Here is a 16,835-nt window from a genome sequence, read left to right on the forward strand (position 1 = left end):
CGGCGACGGGACTAAAAGTCCGTCCGGAAGGTGATCATCGGGCCCTTTTGCGCGACGTCGTAGAGGAAATCGCCCTCGTCGAAGTGGACCTTATAGATTCGATAGCCGGCACCGATGCTCATCTTGGGCTTCAGCTGATAGTCTACGCCCGCGACTGTCTGCCAGGTGACATCGGAGCCCATGACGATGCCGCCGAGATCCCCATACAGCGACGCGCTCCATTTTCCGCCGAGCGGAACACCGACGCGCGCGGCAACTAGCGGGTCGAACCAGGTCTGCTTGACCGATCCATCAGCGCTTCGGTTGGGACCGTCCAATTGCAGCGTCGTTTTGAAGAAGTTGATCCGGCCCCCGCCGAGCAGGTCGACGATCACGGGTCCGCTGTCGGCCACCCGGTACCCGCCAAGCAGCGTAACCTCCGCAGTCCGGCTATCCAGCTCCGCATCCAGGAAATCCTGCTCCCGGATGTCGATTCCCTTTTTGGTGTCGAGGTGGATGAAAGTCAGGTCTCCCAGGGCGACGAACCGATCGTGCCGCGCTTCCGCGGCGCCCATGAAGGCGAACTTGAAAGCCTTGAGCACGTCAGAAAAGGATAGGTCGAGCCCCACCGGCGCGGCGGGGCCTATCACATCCGTTTCCCCGTGCGCGTTGGCGAACCAGGCATAACCGATGGTGGCGAACTGCCAACCGTCCTTGGCCGGGGGCGGTGCGTCGGCCGGTTCGGGGCTCGCAGCCTCCACAGGCGGGGTGTCGGTTGGAGCGTCAGCCGGTTGAGCTGCCTCGGCGGCGCTCGCCAAAACGAACAGCAGCGGAAAGACCGCAGCGGCCTTGCGACAATGCCCCATCTCATACCTCCCGATGCCCAGGCAGGGATGCTTACCGTCGAGACCCGCATCATCCATAAGGGACAATCCGGATCACCCGTTGCCCCGGCCATTCCACGCATCCTGGACTTTAACCGATCCGCTTCGGATCAAAATTCTTGAAAAACTGGCGATTCTGACAATGCTGACCTAAGTGATGACTGACTCGGACGTCCGGGCAGCCGTTTTTGGGGGACGGAAAAATTTGAGTGGGAGGAGAGTGGCGTGGTCGACGCCGCACGGGAGCCGGCAGGCTGCGCCGGTCAGGAAGTCTTAGGTCGCGTTGCGCGGTTGAGCCAGGGCCAGCTCGACTGCCTGCGGCTGGTCGATCAGCATCTTTCGTCGAAAGAGATAGCTTCAGAGCTGAACATCTCGCCCCACACAGTCGACCAGCGCATTCGCCAGGCGTTGCAGATCCTCGGCGTTCCCCGGCGAGCCCAGGCCGCGCGCATCGTCGCGCAATACGGGGGACCATATCAACGATTGATACATCAATCGCCGCACATTGAGGGAGCAGGCCAGGACAGCCACCCAGAAGCCGCGGTCAGCAAACAGATTCGGCACGCTGACCGCGCAGGGGAGGTTGGAGGAGCAGGTTTCCTTACCGAGCAGAGGCCGGCATCATTCTGGCCTTCCCTGCAACCGCCGTTCGCAACGAGGAGCAACCCCCGGAATGAGATGAGTGTCGGCCAGAGGCTGTTCTGGATCGTGGCAATTGCGATCGGAGCGGCGTTCTCGGCGGGCATGTACCTCGCCGGGCTCGAGAGCCTCTCGCGGCTGGTGACCCAGTAAAAGTTACTGCCCAGCCGGCATTCAATCAGACCGACAGCCACTCCGGCGCCTGTTCGCCGGGGAAGGAGCAGTCATGCGCAAACAGATGATCGAAAATGCCGCTTACGAAGTCGCAACGCAGGTGCGCGCGGTCGAGGAAAGCATCGAGGCGGCGCTCATTCAGCTAGCTGAGCTGCAGGCCCGCATGTGCAATGCCCGCGGCGCCATGAACGCCGGTTTCGTTACGACGCACGCCGCATTCGAACAACTCGCGGCGACGACGTCGGGGCTGGTGGCGGCGCGCGGAGGAATTGCCAATTGCCATGCGGCTCTTGCCGCCGCGAAGCAGTCCATTCCGGGCTTGAGGACGGTCGCGTGGGGCGATGTCGACGAATGCCCGCCTCCAGGCGGCGTCCAGGCCCCAGACCTGCGCGTCGTTGCGTAAACGGCCTTTGACCGGGCCACAGCGATGTGGTCCGGTCCGCCACCATGATCCCGCATTACATCATCTTCTGGGCATTCCTGCTGCTCACGTGCGGATATGCGCTCTGGCGAGGCCGGAAATATGAGCAGCTTTCAGCCCTGGTCTTCATCGCGGCGAGCATCGCATCGCTCCTGTCGCATGCTCCGGCGCAGGACCGTTACATCGGGATCGAGACGAGCGACCTCGTCATCGACCTCGGCGTACTCGCGGCCCTGCTTGGGATTGCGCTTCGATCCGATCGGTTCTGGCCTCTGTGGGTGGCAGGTTTGCAGCTGACAGTAACCGTATCGCACGTAATGAAAGCGATTAAGCCCGACCTTATGCCGTTCGCCTATGCCGCGGCCGAGCGCTTTTGGAGCTACCCGATCCTTCTCATCCTTTTCGCGGGTGCGTGGCGTCAGCACCGGAGGAGACGCGAGCGCTTGCGGCCGGCCGCGACCTGAAGGCTGTTGCGCGCCGCGTCCCATCCTCCCATGGGAACGCGATGCCGCGCCGGAAAAAGTCGCACCAGTCGCACGGAACACCGCAGCGTCCCCGCTTCTGGGGCAAGCACGCGGTCGCCGCCGCGCTGGATAATCCCGAACGAAAAATCCTCCGCGCCTGGGCCACCCGAGAGGCGGCAGGCTTCATGCAATTTCCGAACGATGTGGCGTTGACCATGGCCGAGGTGACCGACCTGGCGCGGCTCGTACCCCACGACGCCCCGCACCAGGGTGTGGTGATAGACGTCGAACCGCTGGAGGAAGTCTGGCTCGACGAGGTCGCGGGCCAGGGAGGCGAACGCGGAACATTGCTGGTTCTCGACCAGGTCACAGACCCGCACAATGTCGGCGCGATACTGCGTTCGGCAGCGGCATTCGGCGCGGTCGGGATCGTCACACAGGACCGACATTCGCCGCCCGAGAGCGGTGTAGTGGCGAAAGCCGCCTCGGGTGCGCTGGAGCGTGTCCCTTGGGTCCGCGTCGTCAACCTCGCCCGGGCGCTCGACGAGATCGGCGAGGCAGGCTTCTGGCGCATCGGGCTCGCGGGCGACGCCGACACAGACCTGCGCGAGGCGCTGGGGTCGCCGCGAGTTGCGCTCGTGCTCGGGGCCGAAGGCGCCGGCCTCCGTCCGAACACCCGCGAGCATTGCGACTCACTGGCGCGCCTGCCGATCAGCGACACCATCGAAAGCCTGAACGTGTCGAACGCCGCAGCGGTCGCCCTGTACGCAGCGAGCATCGCCTGATGGTCCGCACGTCGAAGAGCATTCGTAGTCATGTCGAGGCCCTGGCAGAACGTGAGCCGGTCTTTGCCAGGGTGGTAGAGACGCATGGCGTGCCGGAGCCCCGCAGCAGCGAGCGGGGGGCGCAGACGCTTCTACGTACCATCGTCGGGCAGCAGGTCAGCGTTGCGGCTGCGCGTTCGATGTGGGCGAAACTGGAAGCGGCCTTCGGCTCCCCGCCGGACTTGGCGAAGCTGCTCGCGGCCAGCGACGAGGAACTCCGCGCCGCCGGCATGTCCCGACAGAAGTCCGGCTACATCCGCAGCCTCGCCGAGCTGGTCATCTCAGGCGAGCTCGACCTGGAAAGCCTTCCGGCCGATGATGAAGAGGCGATCGCGCTGCTGACGAAGATCAAGGGCATCGGGCGCTGGTCGGCGGAAATCTACCTTCTCTTCGCCGAGGGAAGGGCCGACGTCTTCCCTGCCGGGGACCTGGCCGTGCTGGTTGAACTGGGGCGCCTGCTCGGACTGCCGGCCAAGCCCAGCGAGAAGCAATTGCGCGAGCTTGCGGAGGCATGGCGACCGTATCGCGGGGCAGCGGCCGTGCTCGCCTGGCACAGCTACAACAGCAGCGTACTTTAGCTACGCACCGCCTGTGGAAGCGGGCGCGCTTCAACTCCCCGGAAAAGACGCGGCCCAAGGTCCAGGCGGAACGGCGCGAGCTTGTCGCCCTTATTGTCGCGGCCGAGAAGGTAAACTCCCGACGTCTGGCCCTCGCCTGAGCCCCAGCGGTAGAGAGCATTGAAGGCGAGCAGCGGTACGAAGACCTTGCGTCCGCCCGCGTCGAGAATCCGCAGCTGGTCCACGCCGACCACCACCCGCGGCCGGAGCTCTACGCTCTTCAGTGGCGGGATTGCTGCGATGCGTTCGCCCTTGCCTGCGGGATTCACGAAGAAGTTGTTGATCTCCTCCTCCTGCGTCGGGCTAGCGTTGATCATGCAGGCCTCGATGAGCACGTTACGCGCAGGGCCCGTTCCGGTATTTTGCAGTGCCAGCTGGAACTCGAACGTTACCTGCTGATCTTCCACGACGCAGCGTAGCGGCTCGAAGGAAATGTCCAGCCAGGGGCGAAGGCGGCTTGCGACCAGGCCATTGCTGGCCGGCGCCGCCGGTGGCGGGACGGATGGTGCGTGACGCGGGCGCGGCGCACCCGCTTCCGGCGCGACGAAGGCATCCGCCTGAGGTCCGCCGGCAAAGGCATGCCGCCCATGCTGATGACGCCAGAACAGGAAAGCGCCACCCGCACCGAGCGCCATTGCCGCAAGAAGCCAAGGCCACAACGCCATGCGATGCTCAGGGGCGAGAGAAGGGGCCGCAACCTCCTCTTGGGCGAACCCGGGGTTCGCGGGCGCTTCATCATTTCCGGATAGGCCCGTAGAAATAGGCGGAAGCGCTGCGGTGATCGAGGCGTGAGGCCGGCTGGTTTCCGCCGTCGCGCGCGAAGGGCCGGTCGACGAGGCCTGCGCCGTCGGCGTCCGGCGCTCGGCGGGAGACTCCCGGGACTCAGCTGAAGCGGCCTGCCGTGTCTGCGAGCGAGCCGGGCGCGCCTCCGCGTTAGCTGCGCGGGTCGCAGGCGGCGTGGACTGGGTCGCCGGCGCGGGCGTGTCGGCGGAGCGGGTGACCGTACCCTGAAGATTGAAGTTCTGGAGGTCGCGCGGCCCGATCGTCTCAGTTGCCGGCGCGGCGGGCTGGTCCGCTTCCTGCGCAGAGACCCGTGCGGACGCGAACGCAAGCCCGACAGCAACAATTGCAATAGTCCAGCGCCCGCCCGCCTTCATGAAAACCCGCTCATTTGTCCTTGAATCGCGCGAAATCCCGCGCGGCCTCAGGCACATGCCCGCCTATCGCAGCCTATTCAAGCATAGCTTGGATGAACCTAGCCGAAATCGCGGGTGGAAACGCATTTTAGAGAGCGTCTACGAGCACCAGCTCCGCATCATCCTCGGCCTCGATCCGGAGCTGTTCTTCACCGGTGATGGCGACCCCGTCGCGCGGGCCCGCTTCGATACCATTAACCCGGACGCGGCCGCTGGGAACGAGGTAAAGGTGGCGATCGGGGGCCACGTCGATGTCGATCGATTCGCCCGCGGCGACCGTCGCGCCCAGAATGCGCGCATCGGCATTGACGGTCAGCGTACCGTCGGCCGGATCGCCACTGGCGAGCAGCTGGAAACTGCCTTTCCTCGAGTCCTTGGGGAAGGGCATTGCCCCCCAGCCCGGCTGGGCGCTCGGCTTGTCGGTCTCGATCCAGATCTGGAACAAGGTCGTCTGTTCGTCCTCCAGATTATACTCCGCGTGCACGACCCCCGTGCCGGCGCTCATCACCTGCACGTCGCCCGCCCCGGTGCGACCCTTGTTGCCCATGGAATCCTGGTGCGTGATCGCGCCGGTGCGAACGTAAGTCACAATCTCCATGTCGCGGTGCGGATGCGGCGGGAAGCCGCTCTTCGCCGCAATCTGGTCGTCGTTCCAGACGCGGATCCGGCCCCATCCCATCCGGCTCGGGTCATGATAGCTGGCGAAAGAGAAGTGATGGCGTGCATTGAGCCAGCCGTGATCGGCGTGGCCAAGGCTGTCGAATTTGCGGATGTCGATCATGATCGGGACATGGCCAGCCTGCCGAAAGCTCTCAAGTGTCACCGATGTGACTTAGCTCATCAATTCCTCATAAGCTGCTCATGACCTTTCCCCGCAACGTGGGGCAGCAGCTGAATTCCCACATCAGGAGGCATGATCGTGTTCAAGACGGGTATCGAGCGAACGCCTGCGACGAAGCTGCTTATCGCAATTCTGATCGCCGCGGCGCTCGCGATTCCGATCTTCATGGTATGGTTCCTCGTATACGACCGCCAGAGTCAGTCAGAGCAGGCCAGCCAGTCGATCACTGCTGGCTGGGGCGGTCCGCAGGCGATGACAGGGCCGGTCCTCGTCATTCCCTATCGCACAAGCGCGACCGAGACCGTCGTCGAAAACGGGCAAAGCGTCACGCGAAGCCGGGACATCATGCGCGAGCTGACGCTGGCGCCCGAGATTGCGGAGGTCTCCACCAATGTCGGCCCGGAAGTGCGCAAGAGGTCGATCTACGAAGCGGTGGTCTATGACGCGAAAGTCAGTGGCCGTTCCCGTTTCGCCTTTCCACCTGACTTGTCGCGCGCCGGCGTTGCGCTCGACCAGATGAACCTTAGCCGCGCAGAGTTTCGCTTCGGCCTGAGCGACCCGCGGGGGCTCGGTGCGAATCCCCGCGTGATCGTCGATGGGCGGCCGTTGCGGCTGCAGCCGGGTGGCGGAAGCAGTGGCGGTCGCGGATTCTTCGCCTGGATCGACGCGTCGGGCCTCATCGGTCGGCCGCTTCTCGTCGATTTCAATTACGACTTCCGCGGTAATGCCGCGCTTAGTCTGGCGCCGCTCGCAGGCGATACGCGCTGGCATGTTCGCTCCTCATGGCCCCACCCGAGCTTTGCCGGGGAGTTCCTGCCGGCAAGCCGCGCGGTGTCCGACGGCGGCTTCGACGCCACCTATCGGATCGGCAACCTGGCGCTTGGCCGTTCGCTGGTTTCGACAGGCGATGCGGGCGGTTCCAACCTTATCGACCGCGTTTCACCTGCGTCTCGCTACGCAACACCTGCTCCTGTAGCCGCGGATGCCAGTCCCGTTCAGACGGCGCAGATCAGCCTTATCCAGCCGGTCGATCTCTATTCCCAAGTGAATCGGGCGGCGAAGTACGGATTCCTGTTCATCGGCTTCACATTTCTCGCGTTGCTGATGTTCGACGTGATCGGCGGAGTCCGCGTGTCGGCAGTCGAATATCTGCTGATGGGCGCCGCGCTGGTCCTTTTCTTCGTCCTGCTGCTCGCGTTCGCCGAAGTGATCGGCTTCACGCCGGCCTACGTGCTCGCGGCGGGCGCGATCGCCGGGCTGAATACCGCTTACTCCGCGGCGGTACTGGGTAGCTGGAGCCGAGCGGGCTTCATCGGCGGCCTGCTCGTCGGGCTTTACGCGGTGCTCTACATCCTGTTGAGCCTCGAAGCTTATTCGCTTCTTATCGGCTCGCTACTCCTGTTCGTGGCGCTCGCGGGGGTCATGTATGCGACCCGGCGCATCGACTGGGGCGCGCGGCGCGAGCAGGGGCAGGCATCGTGACGCTGTAACGGATTGCGGCTAGGCCGCCCCGATGGCCCGGTGGCGCACAGCGTTGCTCCTTTGTTTGCTGTGCTTGGACTTTGGAGCCGCGCGTGCACAGGTGTCGAGCGAGCCGGGCCGCTCGATCGGCAAGGTGTCCACCCACGGAAAGCTCATCGTCGTCGAGTTGAACGAAAGCGCTCTGGGCAAGGCTCACCTGTTCGACCTCACTGGGCGAACGCTCCGCTTCACTCCGCAGCCTTCCGGCTACAAAGTCGAGAACGGGCCGCTACGGTGGGATCCGGACTTCGGCCCTCAACTCGCGGGCGCACGGGCGACATTGCACAACTTTGCATTTCCATTCGCAGGGCAATCGTGGAGCACATTCCTTGTCGGGACGAGCGGGTCGATCCGGTTCGGCGCGCAGGACGGCGTCAAGACCGACCCCTACGGCCACGCCGAGGCGGGGATCGTGCTGGACCGGTTCGACCAATTGGCGGAGGCAGCGGCCGGACTGATCGTAACGGCACCCGTCATCAGCGTGTTCCTGAAGCCCCGATTGTCCGGGCCCCGCTACCTCAAGGAATTCCCGGACCGGGCGGTCATCACCTGGGATTTGACCGAGCCCTATGGCAGCCTCCTGGATTTCACCTGGTTCAAGACCGCCAATCGCTTCCAGGCCGTCATCCATCGCGACGGCTCCATCGACATGTCGTACGAGGAGATCGCGGCGAAGGACGCTATCGTTGGCGTCTTTCCGACGCCCGGCGATCCCGCGGCCGCGGTCCGATTTTCATCGGTCAGTCCGCATGACGGGCCGTTCCCGGCGCCTTACGAAGCCTTCCACTATCTCGCCAGGCCGAAGCCGCAGGACCTTTCCTGCACGGTCATTCGCGCGCTCGGTGACCGTTTCGACTTCCTCGCTTATTATTCGGATTTTCGCGTCGATACGCAGGAGGCTAGTCCGCCGAGTGACGGCCCGGTGGGCGGCAAGGTCAGCGGCATCGGCGACACGATGCACGACCAGTCCCCGCAGATCCTCCAGAGCCGCTGCACCAAAGGGAGATTTCAACTGGGCTATGCCGAACCGGTCTTCGTCGGCGCCAATGAAATGCAGAAGCGACCGCCGCCCGAAGCAGCCGCCGCCAACAGTCACGAGATCGCTTTCTACACCCCGCAGCTCGCCGGGTCCTCGCTGGGCAGACAGGCGCTCCCGTACAATTACGCGATCGGACACCTGGGACATGAAGTCGGCCACCGTTGGTCGGCTTATGCCACCGCGAAGGTCAACGGTAAGACCATCCGTCTGGGACCGTGGCCGCACTGGGCGCCAGGCCTGCAGGCGCCGGTCGCCTTCCCCTATTCGCTGCCGCTCGAAGCCTCCACTTTGGGTGGGGGCGTGTGGCAGGACAATGTTGATGGCACCTATACGCAATTGCGCGACGGCTACTTCGTGCCGGCGAGCGGATATTCCTACCTCGACCTCTATTTGATGGGCCTCGCCTCACCCGCCGAAGTCCCCGGCTTCTTCATTCTCGATAATCTCGTGCGGATCGGCAGCGACGTTGACGGACATGCGATTTTCAAGGCGAACCGGGTCAATGTCACGATCCGTGACGTGATCGCGGCCGAGGGCCCACGATTGCCTGGCGTGCATGTTTCGCAGCGAAGGTTCAACACGGGCATCGTGGTCGTCGTCGAACGTGGTCGCCGGCCGAGCGCGGCGCTCCTTACGCAGGCCGAGGGCGTCCGCCGGCGGTGGATCGATTATTGGCGCATCGCGACGGGCCATCGGGCCGCCATGACCACGGATCCGCGCTAGCTGTTCGGGGCCGGCCGCGGACGTGACGCTGTAATGGATTGCCGCTAGGCGGCTTGCGATGACCAAGCCCCTTCCGCCCAAGCGCATATTCCCGTCGTCGAAAGTCGACGCAAAAGCCGCCGAGCACGTCCCATCCATCCCGCAGACGGAAAGCCCTGCGTACAAGCTCGCTTTCCAGGATAGCGAATTCCTGCTTCGCGAGGATCTTCGTCCCGTACGCTTCCAGCTGGAACTGCTTAAGCCCGAGCTGCTCCTGAACGAAGCGAAGATTGCTTCGACGTTCGTTTTCTATGGATCTGCCCGGATACCAGCACCCGAAGCAGCGGACGCCCTTATCGCGGCGGCGACGAATGACGAGCAGCACGCGGTTGCCGAGAGATTGAAGGCCAAGTCACGGTATTACGAAGTTGCCCGCGCGCTCGCCCGGCTCGCGAGCAGGGCCGGCGGTAAGGACGAAGAGGGCAACCGCCATTTCGTCGTCTGCTCCGGCGGCGGACCATCGATTATGGAGGCCGCCAATCGTGGCGCGGTCGAAGAGGGCGAGGAGACGATCGGCCTAAACATCGTCTTGCCCCACGAGCAGCTGCCCAACCGATATGTCACTCCGGACCTCAGCTTCCAGTTTCACTATTTCGCACTGCGGAAGATGCATTTCCTCCTGCGCGCGCGCGCGGTGGCCGTATTCCCCGGCGGCTACGGGACCTTCGACGAATTGTTCGAGCTGCTGACGCTCATTCAGACGGGCAAGGTTCGCCCCCTGCCGATACTGCTTTTCGGGAAGGACTTCTGGAGCCGCATGGTCAACTTCCAGGGGCTGGCCGACGAAGGCGTGATCTCACCGCACGATTTGGACCTCATCCATTGGAGCGAGGACGCGCAGGAGGCTTGGGACTTCGTCACGCGCTTCTACGAGCGCGGCGAGGACAAGGACGAGGAAAGCTCCGTCGCCGACGGGAGCTAGGCTTAGGGCTTCTTGGCCTCGGCGGGAGCGGCCTCGCCGGTCGGCGGACCCTTGCCCTGCGGCTCCTTTTCCGCAGTCTGCGGGCCGTTGTTCGGACCCGTTCCGGGCTTCTCGGCGGAAGCGTCCGTGGTTTCGGCTGGCGCAGCCGGAAGCGGCTGCGGTGCATCGCTCTTGGTGTTGAGGAAGGCGATCACGTTGGCGCGATCCTGCGGATTGCTGATGCCGGCGAAGGTCATCTTGGTGCCCGGCGCGAACGCCTTGGGGCTATGCAGCCAGGCGCCCAGCGTATCCCAGCTCCAGTTGCCGCCCTTTTCCGCAAGCGCCGGCGAGAAAGCAAAGCCTTTGCCCTTGCCGACCGGCTCGCCGAGGATGCCCCAGAGGTTCGGGCCGAGCTGGTTCGCCCCGCCCTTCTCGGCATTGTGGCAGGCCGTGCACTTGTTGAAGACTTGCTGGCCCTTGGCCGGGTCGGCGCTCGCCAGGTAGAAAGCGATCGGCTTCTCAGCCTCTGCCGCGCCACCTTCACCCTCAAGCTGTACGCCCTCGATCGGATAGCCCATCTTCTCGGGCCGTTCGCTGTGGAACACCTCGCTCGCTACGATGGACGAACCGAGTGCGACAATGCCCGCGAACAGCACCCAGCCGGCAATGGTGTTGAAACGATCGTCCATGAATTTTCCCTGGTTTCTCGGAATGCGAGAGGGTTGGATATTGGCCGCCCTTTAGGGGCGACTTTGCCCATCTTCAAGCGGCGCGGCGTCGAGACGAGCGGTCGGTCAGGAACGCCGCGACGGCCTTGCGATAAAGGGTCGGCAAGCCTGCATCCTCAAGTGTGTCCAGCGGCTGCCACCAGCCGTCGCCAATCGCAGAGGAACGGCGCTCGATCCCAAGCTCCAGCGCGAAATGCGTAAAGATGTGGCGAACCGCTGGCCTCACCGGCAGCGGTCCATCCTGCCATTCGCTGCCCGGCAATGCCGCCATGCCGCCCAGCAACCCTTTTGCCGGGCGCCGCACTAGCCAGACGCAATCTCTCTGCTCGATCCAGTAGGCAACGCCATGACGCAGCGGGCGCACCCGCTTTGGCTTGGGTAGGGGAAAGCGCTCCGGAATCCCGCTTGCAAAGGCCGCGCAATCGGCGGCGATTGGGCATGACGCGCAGAGTGGATTCTTCGGCCGGCAGATCGTGGCCCCGAGATCCATCAGCGCCTGGGCAAGGTCCCCCGCCCTTCCGCTCCGAAGCATGTCCCGGACGAGCTGCTCGATCTGGGCGCGGGTGGGCCGGTCAATGGCATGCAGTCGCGCGACGACGCGCTCGACGTTCGTATCGACGGCTGCGGCATCCTCGCCGAAGGCGATCGCTGCAATCGCCGCCGAAGTATAATCGCCTATCCCAGGAAGCGAGCGGAGATCCGCCGCTGTCTCCGGGAAGCCTCCGCGACGCGCAACCTTTCTGGCGCAGGCGATCAGGTTGCGAGCGCGCGCATAATAACCGAGGCCTGCCCATTCCGAGAGGACATCCTCGTCCTTCGCTTCAGCCAGCGCCTCCACCGTCGGCCACCTCGTGACGAATCGCTCGAATCGGGGCGTAACGGCGGCAACCGTCGTCTGCTGAAGCATGATCTCGCTCAGCCACACACGATAGGCGGGCGGCGGCGGCGTGCCCGGGGCCGAGCGCCATGGAAGACGCCGGAAGTTATCCACATAATGTTGGAGCAGGCGCTCTGAGGCGTTGGCGGTCACGTAACCGCTATGGCATGCTCGCCACCGATGACGAAGCAAAAGCCCTTGAAAGACCAGCCTGAAAGGAGCTGCCGCACGCGTCGCGCCGGGGACCTGGTCGGCGATATCGGCGGACAATCCTTTCGACGATTCGGCTTCGTGCAAAGCGCGATCGTCAGCAGGTGGGCCGAAATCGTGGGCGAGCGCTATGCGAGGGTGTCATCGCCCGAATCCATTCGTTTTCCGACGGGCAGGAAATCGTGCGGGGTGCTGACCCTTCTCGTCGATGGCGCGCACGCCCCACTGATCCAGCATCTGACGCCGATGATCGTCGAGCGCGTGAACCGTTTCTTCGGTCATGCCGCGATCAACCGGATCGTCTTCAGGCAGGGAAAGCCTCAGGCGCAGGCGCTCAAACCGAAGCGGCCTGACTTGCGCCCGGTGCCCAAGGATCTCGGCGAAGGGTTGCGAGAGATCGCCGACCCGGAGCTGCGCGCATGCTTGGAGTCGCTTGCGGCGAGAATAGCCGCTACCAGCGGGCCGCCGTCGCTTCCTGTAGACGGCGAAACACCCATTCCCGTGATCGAGCGGAGCAAGTGAAACAAATGAAGCCCACGAAATTTCTTGCCTGCGCCATTGCCGTCGTCGCGATGGCCGGCTGCAACTCCAAAGACAGCGACGCTGCAACCAATGCACCGCTGAACATCACGCCAATCGCGGCCCCGAAGGGAGGCGACTGGACGCAGACTGTAACAGCCACGCCAGAGGGCGGATTCCTGATGGGCAATCCGGATGCAAAGGTGAAGCTGCTCGAATTCGGATCGATGACCTGCCCGCATTGCCGGGAGTTCGACGAGAAGGGCGGTCAGGCCCTGATCGACCGCTATGTGAAAACGGGCCAGGTCAGCTGGGAATTCCGCAATTATATCCGCGATCCGTTCGACCTCACGGCGGCGCTGCTCGCGCGCTGCAACGGCGCCGGGAGCTTCTTTCCGCTGACCCGCGCCCTGTACAAGGACCAGCCGACCTGGGTTGCGAAGATCCAGGCGACGGACCAGGCGCAACTGGAGCAGCTCCAGAACCTGCCGCCCAACCAGCAGTTCGTGCAGGTCGCGAAGCTCGCCGGATTCCAGGATTGGGCGGCAATGCGCGGCGTCCCGCAGGCCAAGAGCGCACAGTGCCTGGCCAACGAGAACAGCGTGAACCAGCTGGTGCAAATGACCAGCGATGCGACCACGCAATTCCCGGACTTCCAGGGCACGCCAACGTTCGTGATCAACGGGAAGATGGTCGAAAAAACGGCGACCTGGGAAGCGCTCGAGCCGCAGCTTCGCAACGCGCTCGGCGAGCGCGGCTAGCGGGGCTACGGGGGGTAAAGAGTTGCGGATCAGGAGGCTCAAGCTCAGCGGTTTCAAGAGCTTCGTAGAGCCTGCCGAACTGCGGATCGAGCCGGGGCTGACGGGTGTCGTCGGGCCCAACGGCTGCGGCAAATCGAACCTTCTCGAAGCAATCCGCTGGACGATGGGGGAGTCCAGCCCCAAGTCGCTGCGCGGCGGCGGGATGGACGACGTGATCTTCGCAGGGACCGCGACGCGACCACCGCGCGATTTCGCCGAAGTCTCGATTCTCCTTGAGCGGGACGCGGATGAAAATTCCGCGGCGGGCGAGAGCGAGGTCACGCGCCGCATCGAGCGGGGGACCGGTTCGGCGTACCGCATCGACGGCCGGGACGTGCGCGCGAAAGATGTCTCGCTGCTGTTTGCCGACGCGGCGACAGGCGCTCATTCGCCGGCGCTGGTAAGCCAGGGCAAGATCGGGGCGGTCATCGCAGCCAAGCCGGTCGAACGGCGCCTTCTTCTTGAAGAAGCTGCGGGCATCTCCGGGCTGCATGCGCGCCGCAAGGACGCCGAGCAGAAGCTGCGAGCGACGGAAGCCAATCTCGCCCGCCTCGGTGAAATGCTCAACGATCAGGAGCAACGCGCAGCGCAATTGAGGCGCCAGGCTCGCGCGGCCGAGCGCTATCGCAAGATTACTGACCAGATACGCCTGGTTGAGGCGCGTTTGCTTCACGCGCGCTGGGCCGAGGCCGAAAAGGCGGCCGAGGCCGCGCTCGCCGACGCGAGGGGAGCAGGCGACGCGGTCGCCGCCATCCAGACCGCGATTGCCGACGCCCAGGCAGCACAGGAACGCACCAACGTGCTGCTGACCGACAAACGCAACGCGCTGACGCAAATGCGCGAGCAGGCCCATGAGCTTGCCCATCAACTCGCGACGGCGCGAGCGCGGCGCGACACGGTGGCCCGCCGGCTTCTGGAGCTCGAACGGCTCGATGCGGCTCTGGCAGCGGACATCGGTCGCGAAGAAGCGCTTAAGGGGGACGCCGCGCGCGCCATCGCGCAACTGGAGGAAGAGCGCCAAGTCATCACGCAGCGGCTGGACGACGCGGAATCCATCGCTGCGCGCCTGGCGGCCGAGCTGACGGCGACGGAGGCCCTCTCCCGCGATGCCGAGGCGGCGCTTGCCGAACTGCTCGCGCGTCAGGCGGCGATGCGGGCGGAGCGCCGGGTCGCGGAAGCGGCGCTTGAATCCGCGAAAGCGCAATCGGTGCGCGTGCAGCAGGAGCGGCAGAAGCTTGCCCAGCAGCTCGAAGCTCTCGGCGGGGGCGTCGATCATGAGGCAGCCCGGGACGAGGCTCAGGCAAAGGCTGAGGCCGCGTCGCGACAACTTGCCGAGGCCGAGGCCCAGCGCGCTACCGCCGAGGAGGCACGTGCCGGCGCCGCCGAACAGCGCGATGCGGCCGAAAGCAGGCTTGCGGCGGCGCGCGCAACCTTTTCCGCCGCCAAGTCGGAGCATGAAGCGCTTGCCCGGGCGCTCGAACATGGCGCCGGCGGAGTCATCGCCAGCCTGAGGGCGCAGCCCGGCTATGAACGAGCGCTGGCGGCTGCCCTGGGTGAGGACGCGGACGCCGCCGTCGGAGCTGAGGGAGGTCGGCGGTGGCAGGGAAGCGAACTGCAGGATGGCGACCCAGCGCTGCCCGCCGGAACGGAGTGCCTCGCGGACCATGTCAGCGCGCCCACTGAGCTGTTGCGTCGTCTGCGACAGATCGCGGTGGCCGATGAAGACACGGGGCAGCGGCTTGCGGTCGGTCAGCGGCTCGTCACCCGCGAAGGGGCGCTCCGTCGCTGGGACGGGTTCGTGGCGATCGGATCTGGCGCGGCGGCGGCAGAGCGGCTCCTTCGAGCGAACCGCCTGGCGGAGCTCGCGCGCGATCTGCCGTCGCTCGAAGAAGCGTCCAAGGAATGTGCGGCCCAGCGAGACGAGGCGTTGGCGGCGATGGAACAGTCGCGGGCACTTGCCGAACAGGCTCGCCATGCCGCGCTGGCGGCCGAACGCGACGCGCGCGACGCAGCCCGCGCCGGTGATGCCGCAACCGCCGCGCTGGAGCGGATCGAAGCGCATCGCTTGAGCCTGACGCAACGCGAAGGCGAACTCCGTCCGGTGATCGAGGCCGCCCTGGATTCTGTAAAAGCTTCCGAGCGAGCGCTTACCGCGCTTCCCGACCCAGCGGCATTGGAGCAGGAAGTCATTGCCGCCCGTGAGAAAGCCGGCGCCGCATCTACGACGGTTGCCGAAAAGCGCGCTGAGATCGCCACGCGCTCGCGCGAAACTGCGTCGGACCGCGAGCGGCACGCGACTGCCGGTCGAGAGCAATCGGAGTGGCGCAAGCGGCAAAGCGACGCCGAGCAGAGGCTTTCTCAGGCCATCGAACGGCGCGAGCAACTGGCGGCCGAACGCAATGAACTTGAGCAGGAACCTGCTGAGCTCGACCGCCGCATAGGCGAGCTGGAGCAAGCCAACAGCGAGAGCCAGGTCCGCGTTGGCGAGGCGGCTGCTGCAGAGCGGGAGGCTGAGGAAGCGGTCGTCATTGCATCAACTGAAGTGTCCGCGGCCAACGAACGGTTCGCGGACGCGCGCGAACGGCGAGCATCGGCGGCGGCGCGAGCGGAGGCGCAACAAGCGCGCAGCTCCGACTTTGCTCGAAGCAGCGTCGACAAGTTCGAATGCGTTCCGCAGCGGTTGCCCGAATTATTTGCGTTCGACCCGACGGAAGTAGCGGACGCTGACGTGGAAGCCACGCAGCTTGAGCGGCTGGTGGCAGAACGTGAGCGGATCGGCCCCGTTAACCTGATCGCTGAAAAGGAGCTCGCCGAGCTCGACGAAGCTCGCGGCAAGGGCGCCGCGGAGGCCGAGGAGCTGACGCAGGCCATCCATCGCCTTCGTGGCTCGATCGGCAACCTCAACCGCGAAGGCCGCGTCCGTTTGCTTGAGGCCTATGAGAAAGTGGACGCCCATTTCCGTCGGCTGTTCACCACCCTGTTCGACGGCGGGCAGGCCCACCTGCAATTGGTTGAAAGCGACGATCCGCTGGAGGCCGGGCTTGAGATAATGGCGCAGCCGCCCGGCAAGCGGCTCTCGACCCTGACTTTGCTTTCGGGTGGCGAGCAGGCGCTGACGGCGGTGGCTCTGATCTTTGCGATCTTCCTAACCAACCCAGCCCCGATCTGCGTTCTCGACGAGGTCGACGCACCGCTGGACGACGCCAATGTCGAGCGCTTCTGCGACCTCCTCGATCGCATGACGCAGGAAACCGACACCCGTTACCTGATCGTCACGCACAATGCGGTGACAATGAGCCGGATGCACCGGCTCTACGGCGTGACGATGATCGAAAAGGGGGTCAGCCGCCTGGTCTCGGTCGATCTGGGTGGCGCCGAGACGCTCCTCGCCGCGGAATAAACGCCGATTACCGAGATACTTCGAGGTGGCGGAGAATTC

The 16,835-nt window shown here is 64.9% G+C and carries 16 protein-coding genes; 11 read left to right on the forward strand and 5 right to left on the reverse strand.

Features of this window, described 5'->3' with window-relative positions:
- Window positions 1-11: 11 nt before the first annotated feature.
- Window positions 12-845 (reverse strand): porin family protein, encoded by an 834-nt coding sequence (locus LZ538_RS07420; RefSeq protein ID WP_249831351.1) that lies wholly within the window; start codon window positions 843-845, stop codon window positions 12-14.
- 243 nt (window positions 846-1,088) lie between these two features.
- Here LZ538_RS07420 and LZ538_RS07425 point away from each other — a divergent pair, with 243 nt between their 5' ends.
- The 5 genes from LZ538_RS07425 to LZ538_RS07445 all read left to right on the forward strand — a co-directional run bounded on the left by LZ538_RS07425 (window position 1,089) and on the right by LZ538_RS07445 (window position 3,963).
- Window positions 1,089-1,655, forward strand: a complete 567-nt coding sequence (locus tag LZ538_RS07425; protein WP_249831352.1) for a response regulator transcription factor — start codon at window positions 1,089-1,091, stop codon at window positions 1,653-1,655.
- Window positions 1,656-1,728: 73 nt separating this feature from the next.
- Complete coding sequence (locus LZ538_RS07430) at window positions 1,729-2,079, forward strand: hypothetical protein (RefSeq protein WP_249831353.1); 351 nt, start codon at window positions 1,729-1,731, stop codon at window positions 2,077-2,079.
- A gap of 44 nt (window positions 2,080-2,123) precedes the next feature.
- Window positions 2,124-2,561 carry a hypothetical protein gene (locus LZ538_RS07435; RefSeq protein ID WP_249831354.1) on the forward strand — a complete coding sequence of 146 codons (438 nt, stop codon included), beginning with the start codon at window positions 2,124-2,126 and terminating at the stop codon, window positions 2,559-2,561.
- Window positions 2,562-2,602: 41 nt separating this feature from the next.
- Window positions 2,603-3,346 carry a 23S rRNA (guanosine(2251)-2'-O)-methyltransferase RlmB gene (gene rlmB / locus LZ538_RS07440; RefSeq protein ID WP_249831355.1) on the forward strand — a complete coding sequence of 248 codons (744 nt, stop codon included), beginning with the start codon at window positions 2,603-2,605 and terminating at the stop codon, window positions 3,344-3,346.
- The gene (locus tag LZ538_RS07445) at window positions 3,346-3,963 is read left to right on the forward strand and encodes a DNA-3-methyladenine glycosylase family protein (RefSeq protein ID WP_249831356.1); all 618 of its coding nucleotides are present in this window, start codon (window positions 3,346-3,348) and stop codon (window positions 3,961-3,963) included. The genes rlmB and LZ538_RS07445 overlap by 1 nt, the downstream gene beginning before the upstream one ends.
- On the opposite strand, the gene LZ538_RS07450 is transcribed toward LZ538_RS07445, so the two are convergent.
- On the reverse strand, window positions 3,960-5,159 hold the full coding sequence (locus LZ538_RS07450) for a hypothetical protein (RefSeq protein ID WP_249831357.1): 1,200 nt from the start codon (window positions 5,157-5,159) through the stop codon (window positions 3,960-3,962). The genes LZ538_RS07445 and LZ538_RS07450 overlap by 4 nt on opposite strands.
- A 127-nt stretch (window positions 5,160-5,286) precedes the next feature.
- Entirely contained in the window at window positions 5,287-5,979 is a 693-nt protein-coding gene (locus tag LZ538_RS07455; RefSeq protein WP_249831596.1) for a pirin family protein, read from the reverse strand.
- Between the two features lie 132 nt (window positions 5,980-6,111).
- Here LZ538_RS07455 and creD point away from each other — a divergent pair, with 132 nt between their 5' ends.
- The 3 genes from creD (at window position 6,112) to LZ538_RS07470 (ending at window position 10,283) form a co-directional block, all read left to right on the forward strand.
- Window positions 6,112-7,521 carry a cell envelope integrity protein CreD gene (creD, locus tag LZ538_RS07460; protein ID WP_249831358.1) on the forward strand — a complete coding sequence of 470 codons (1,410 nt, stop codon included), beginning with the start codon at window positions 6,112-6,114 and terminating at the stop codon, window positions 7,519-7,521.
- A gap of 100 nt (window positions 7,522-7,621) precedes the next feature.
- On the forward strand, window positions 7,622-9,322 hold the full coding sequence (locus LZ538_RS07465; RefSeq protein WP_249831359.1) for a hypothetical protein: 1,701 nt from the start codon (window positions 7,622-7,624) through the stop codon (window positions 9,320-9,322).
- A 58-nt stretch (window positions 9,323-9,380) separates the two neighbouring features.
- A complete protein-coding gene (locus tag LZ538_RS07470) occupies window positions 9,381-10,283 on the forward strand; it encodes an LOG family protein (RefSeq protein WP_249831360.1) in 903 nt (300 codons plus the stop codon).
- Between the two features lie 2 nt (window positions 10,284-10,285).
- Here LZ538_RS07470 and LZ538_RS07475 read toward each other — a convergent pair whose 3' ends face one another.
- Together LZ538_RS07475 and LZ538_RS07480 are read right to left on the reverse strand one after the other, a co-directional pair.
- Window positions 10,286-10,951 carry a c-type cytochrome gene (locus tag LZ538_RS07475; RefSeq protein ID WP_249831361.1) on the reverse strand — a complete coding sequence of 222 codons (666 nt, stop codon included), beginning with the start codon at window positions 10,949-10,951 and terminating at the stop codon, window positions 10,286-10,288.
- A 73-nt stretch (window positions 10,952-11,024) separates the two neighbouring features.
- Window positions 11,025-12,020 carry an A/G-specific adenine glycosylase gene (locus LZ538_RS07480; protein WP_249831362.1) on the reverse strand — a complete coding sequence of 332 codons (996 nt, stop codon included), beginning with the start codon at window positions 12,018-12,020 and terminating at the stop codon, window positions 11,025-11,027.
- A 45-nt stretch (window positions 12,021-12,065) separates the two neighbouring features.
- Here LZ538_RS07480 and LZ538_RS07485 point away from each other — a divergent pair, with 45 nt between their 5' ends.
- From LZ538_RS07485 to LZ538_RS07495, 3 genes are read left to right on the forward strand one after another with little or no spacing between them, the layout of a single operon-like run.
- Window positions 12,066-12,599 carry a DUF721 domain-containing protein gene (locus LZ538_RS07485; RefSeq protein WP_249831363.1) on the forward strand — a complete coding sequence of 178 codons (534 nt, stop codon included), beginning with the start codon at window positions 12,066-12,068 and terminating at the stop codon, window positions 12,597-12,599.
- A 5-nt stretch (window positions 12,600-12,604) separates the two neighbouring features.
- A complete protein-coding gene (locus LZ538_RS07490) occupies window positions 12,605-13,357 on the forward strand; it encodes a thioredoxin domain-containing protein (protein WP_249831364.1) in 753 nt (250 codons plus the stop codon).
- 22 nt (window positions 13,358-13,379) lie between these two features.
- Window positions 13,380-16,796, forward strand: coding sequence for a chromosome segregation SMC family protein (locus LZ538_RS07495; protein ID WP_249831365.1), 3,417 nt, complete (start codon window positions 13,380-13,382; stop codon window positions 16,794-16,796).
- Window positions 16,797-16,835: the final 39 nt, after the last annotated feature.

Origin of the sequence: Sphingomonas hankyongi, from assembly GCF_023516575.1 — a bacterium.
GTDB lineage: Bacteria > Pseudomonadota > Alphaproteobacteria > Sphingomonadales > Sphingomonadaceae > Sphingomicrobium > Sphingomicrobium hankyongi.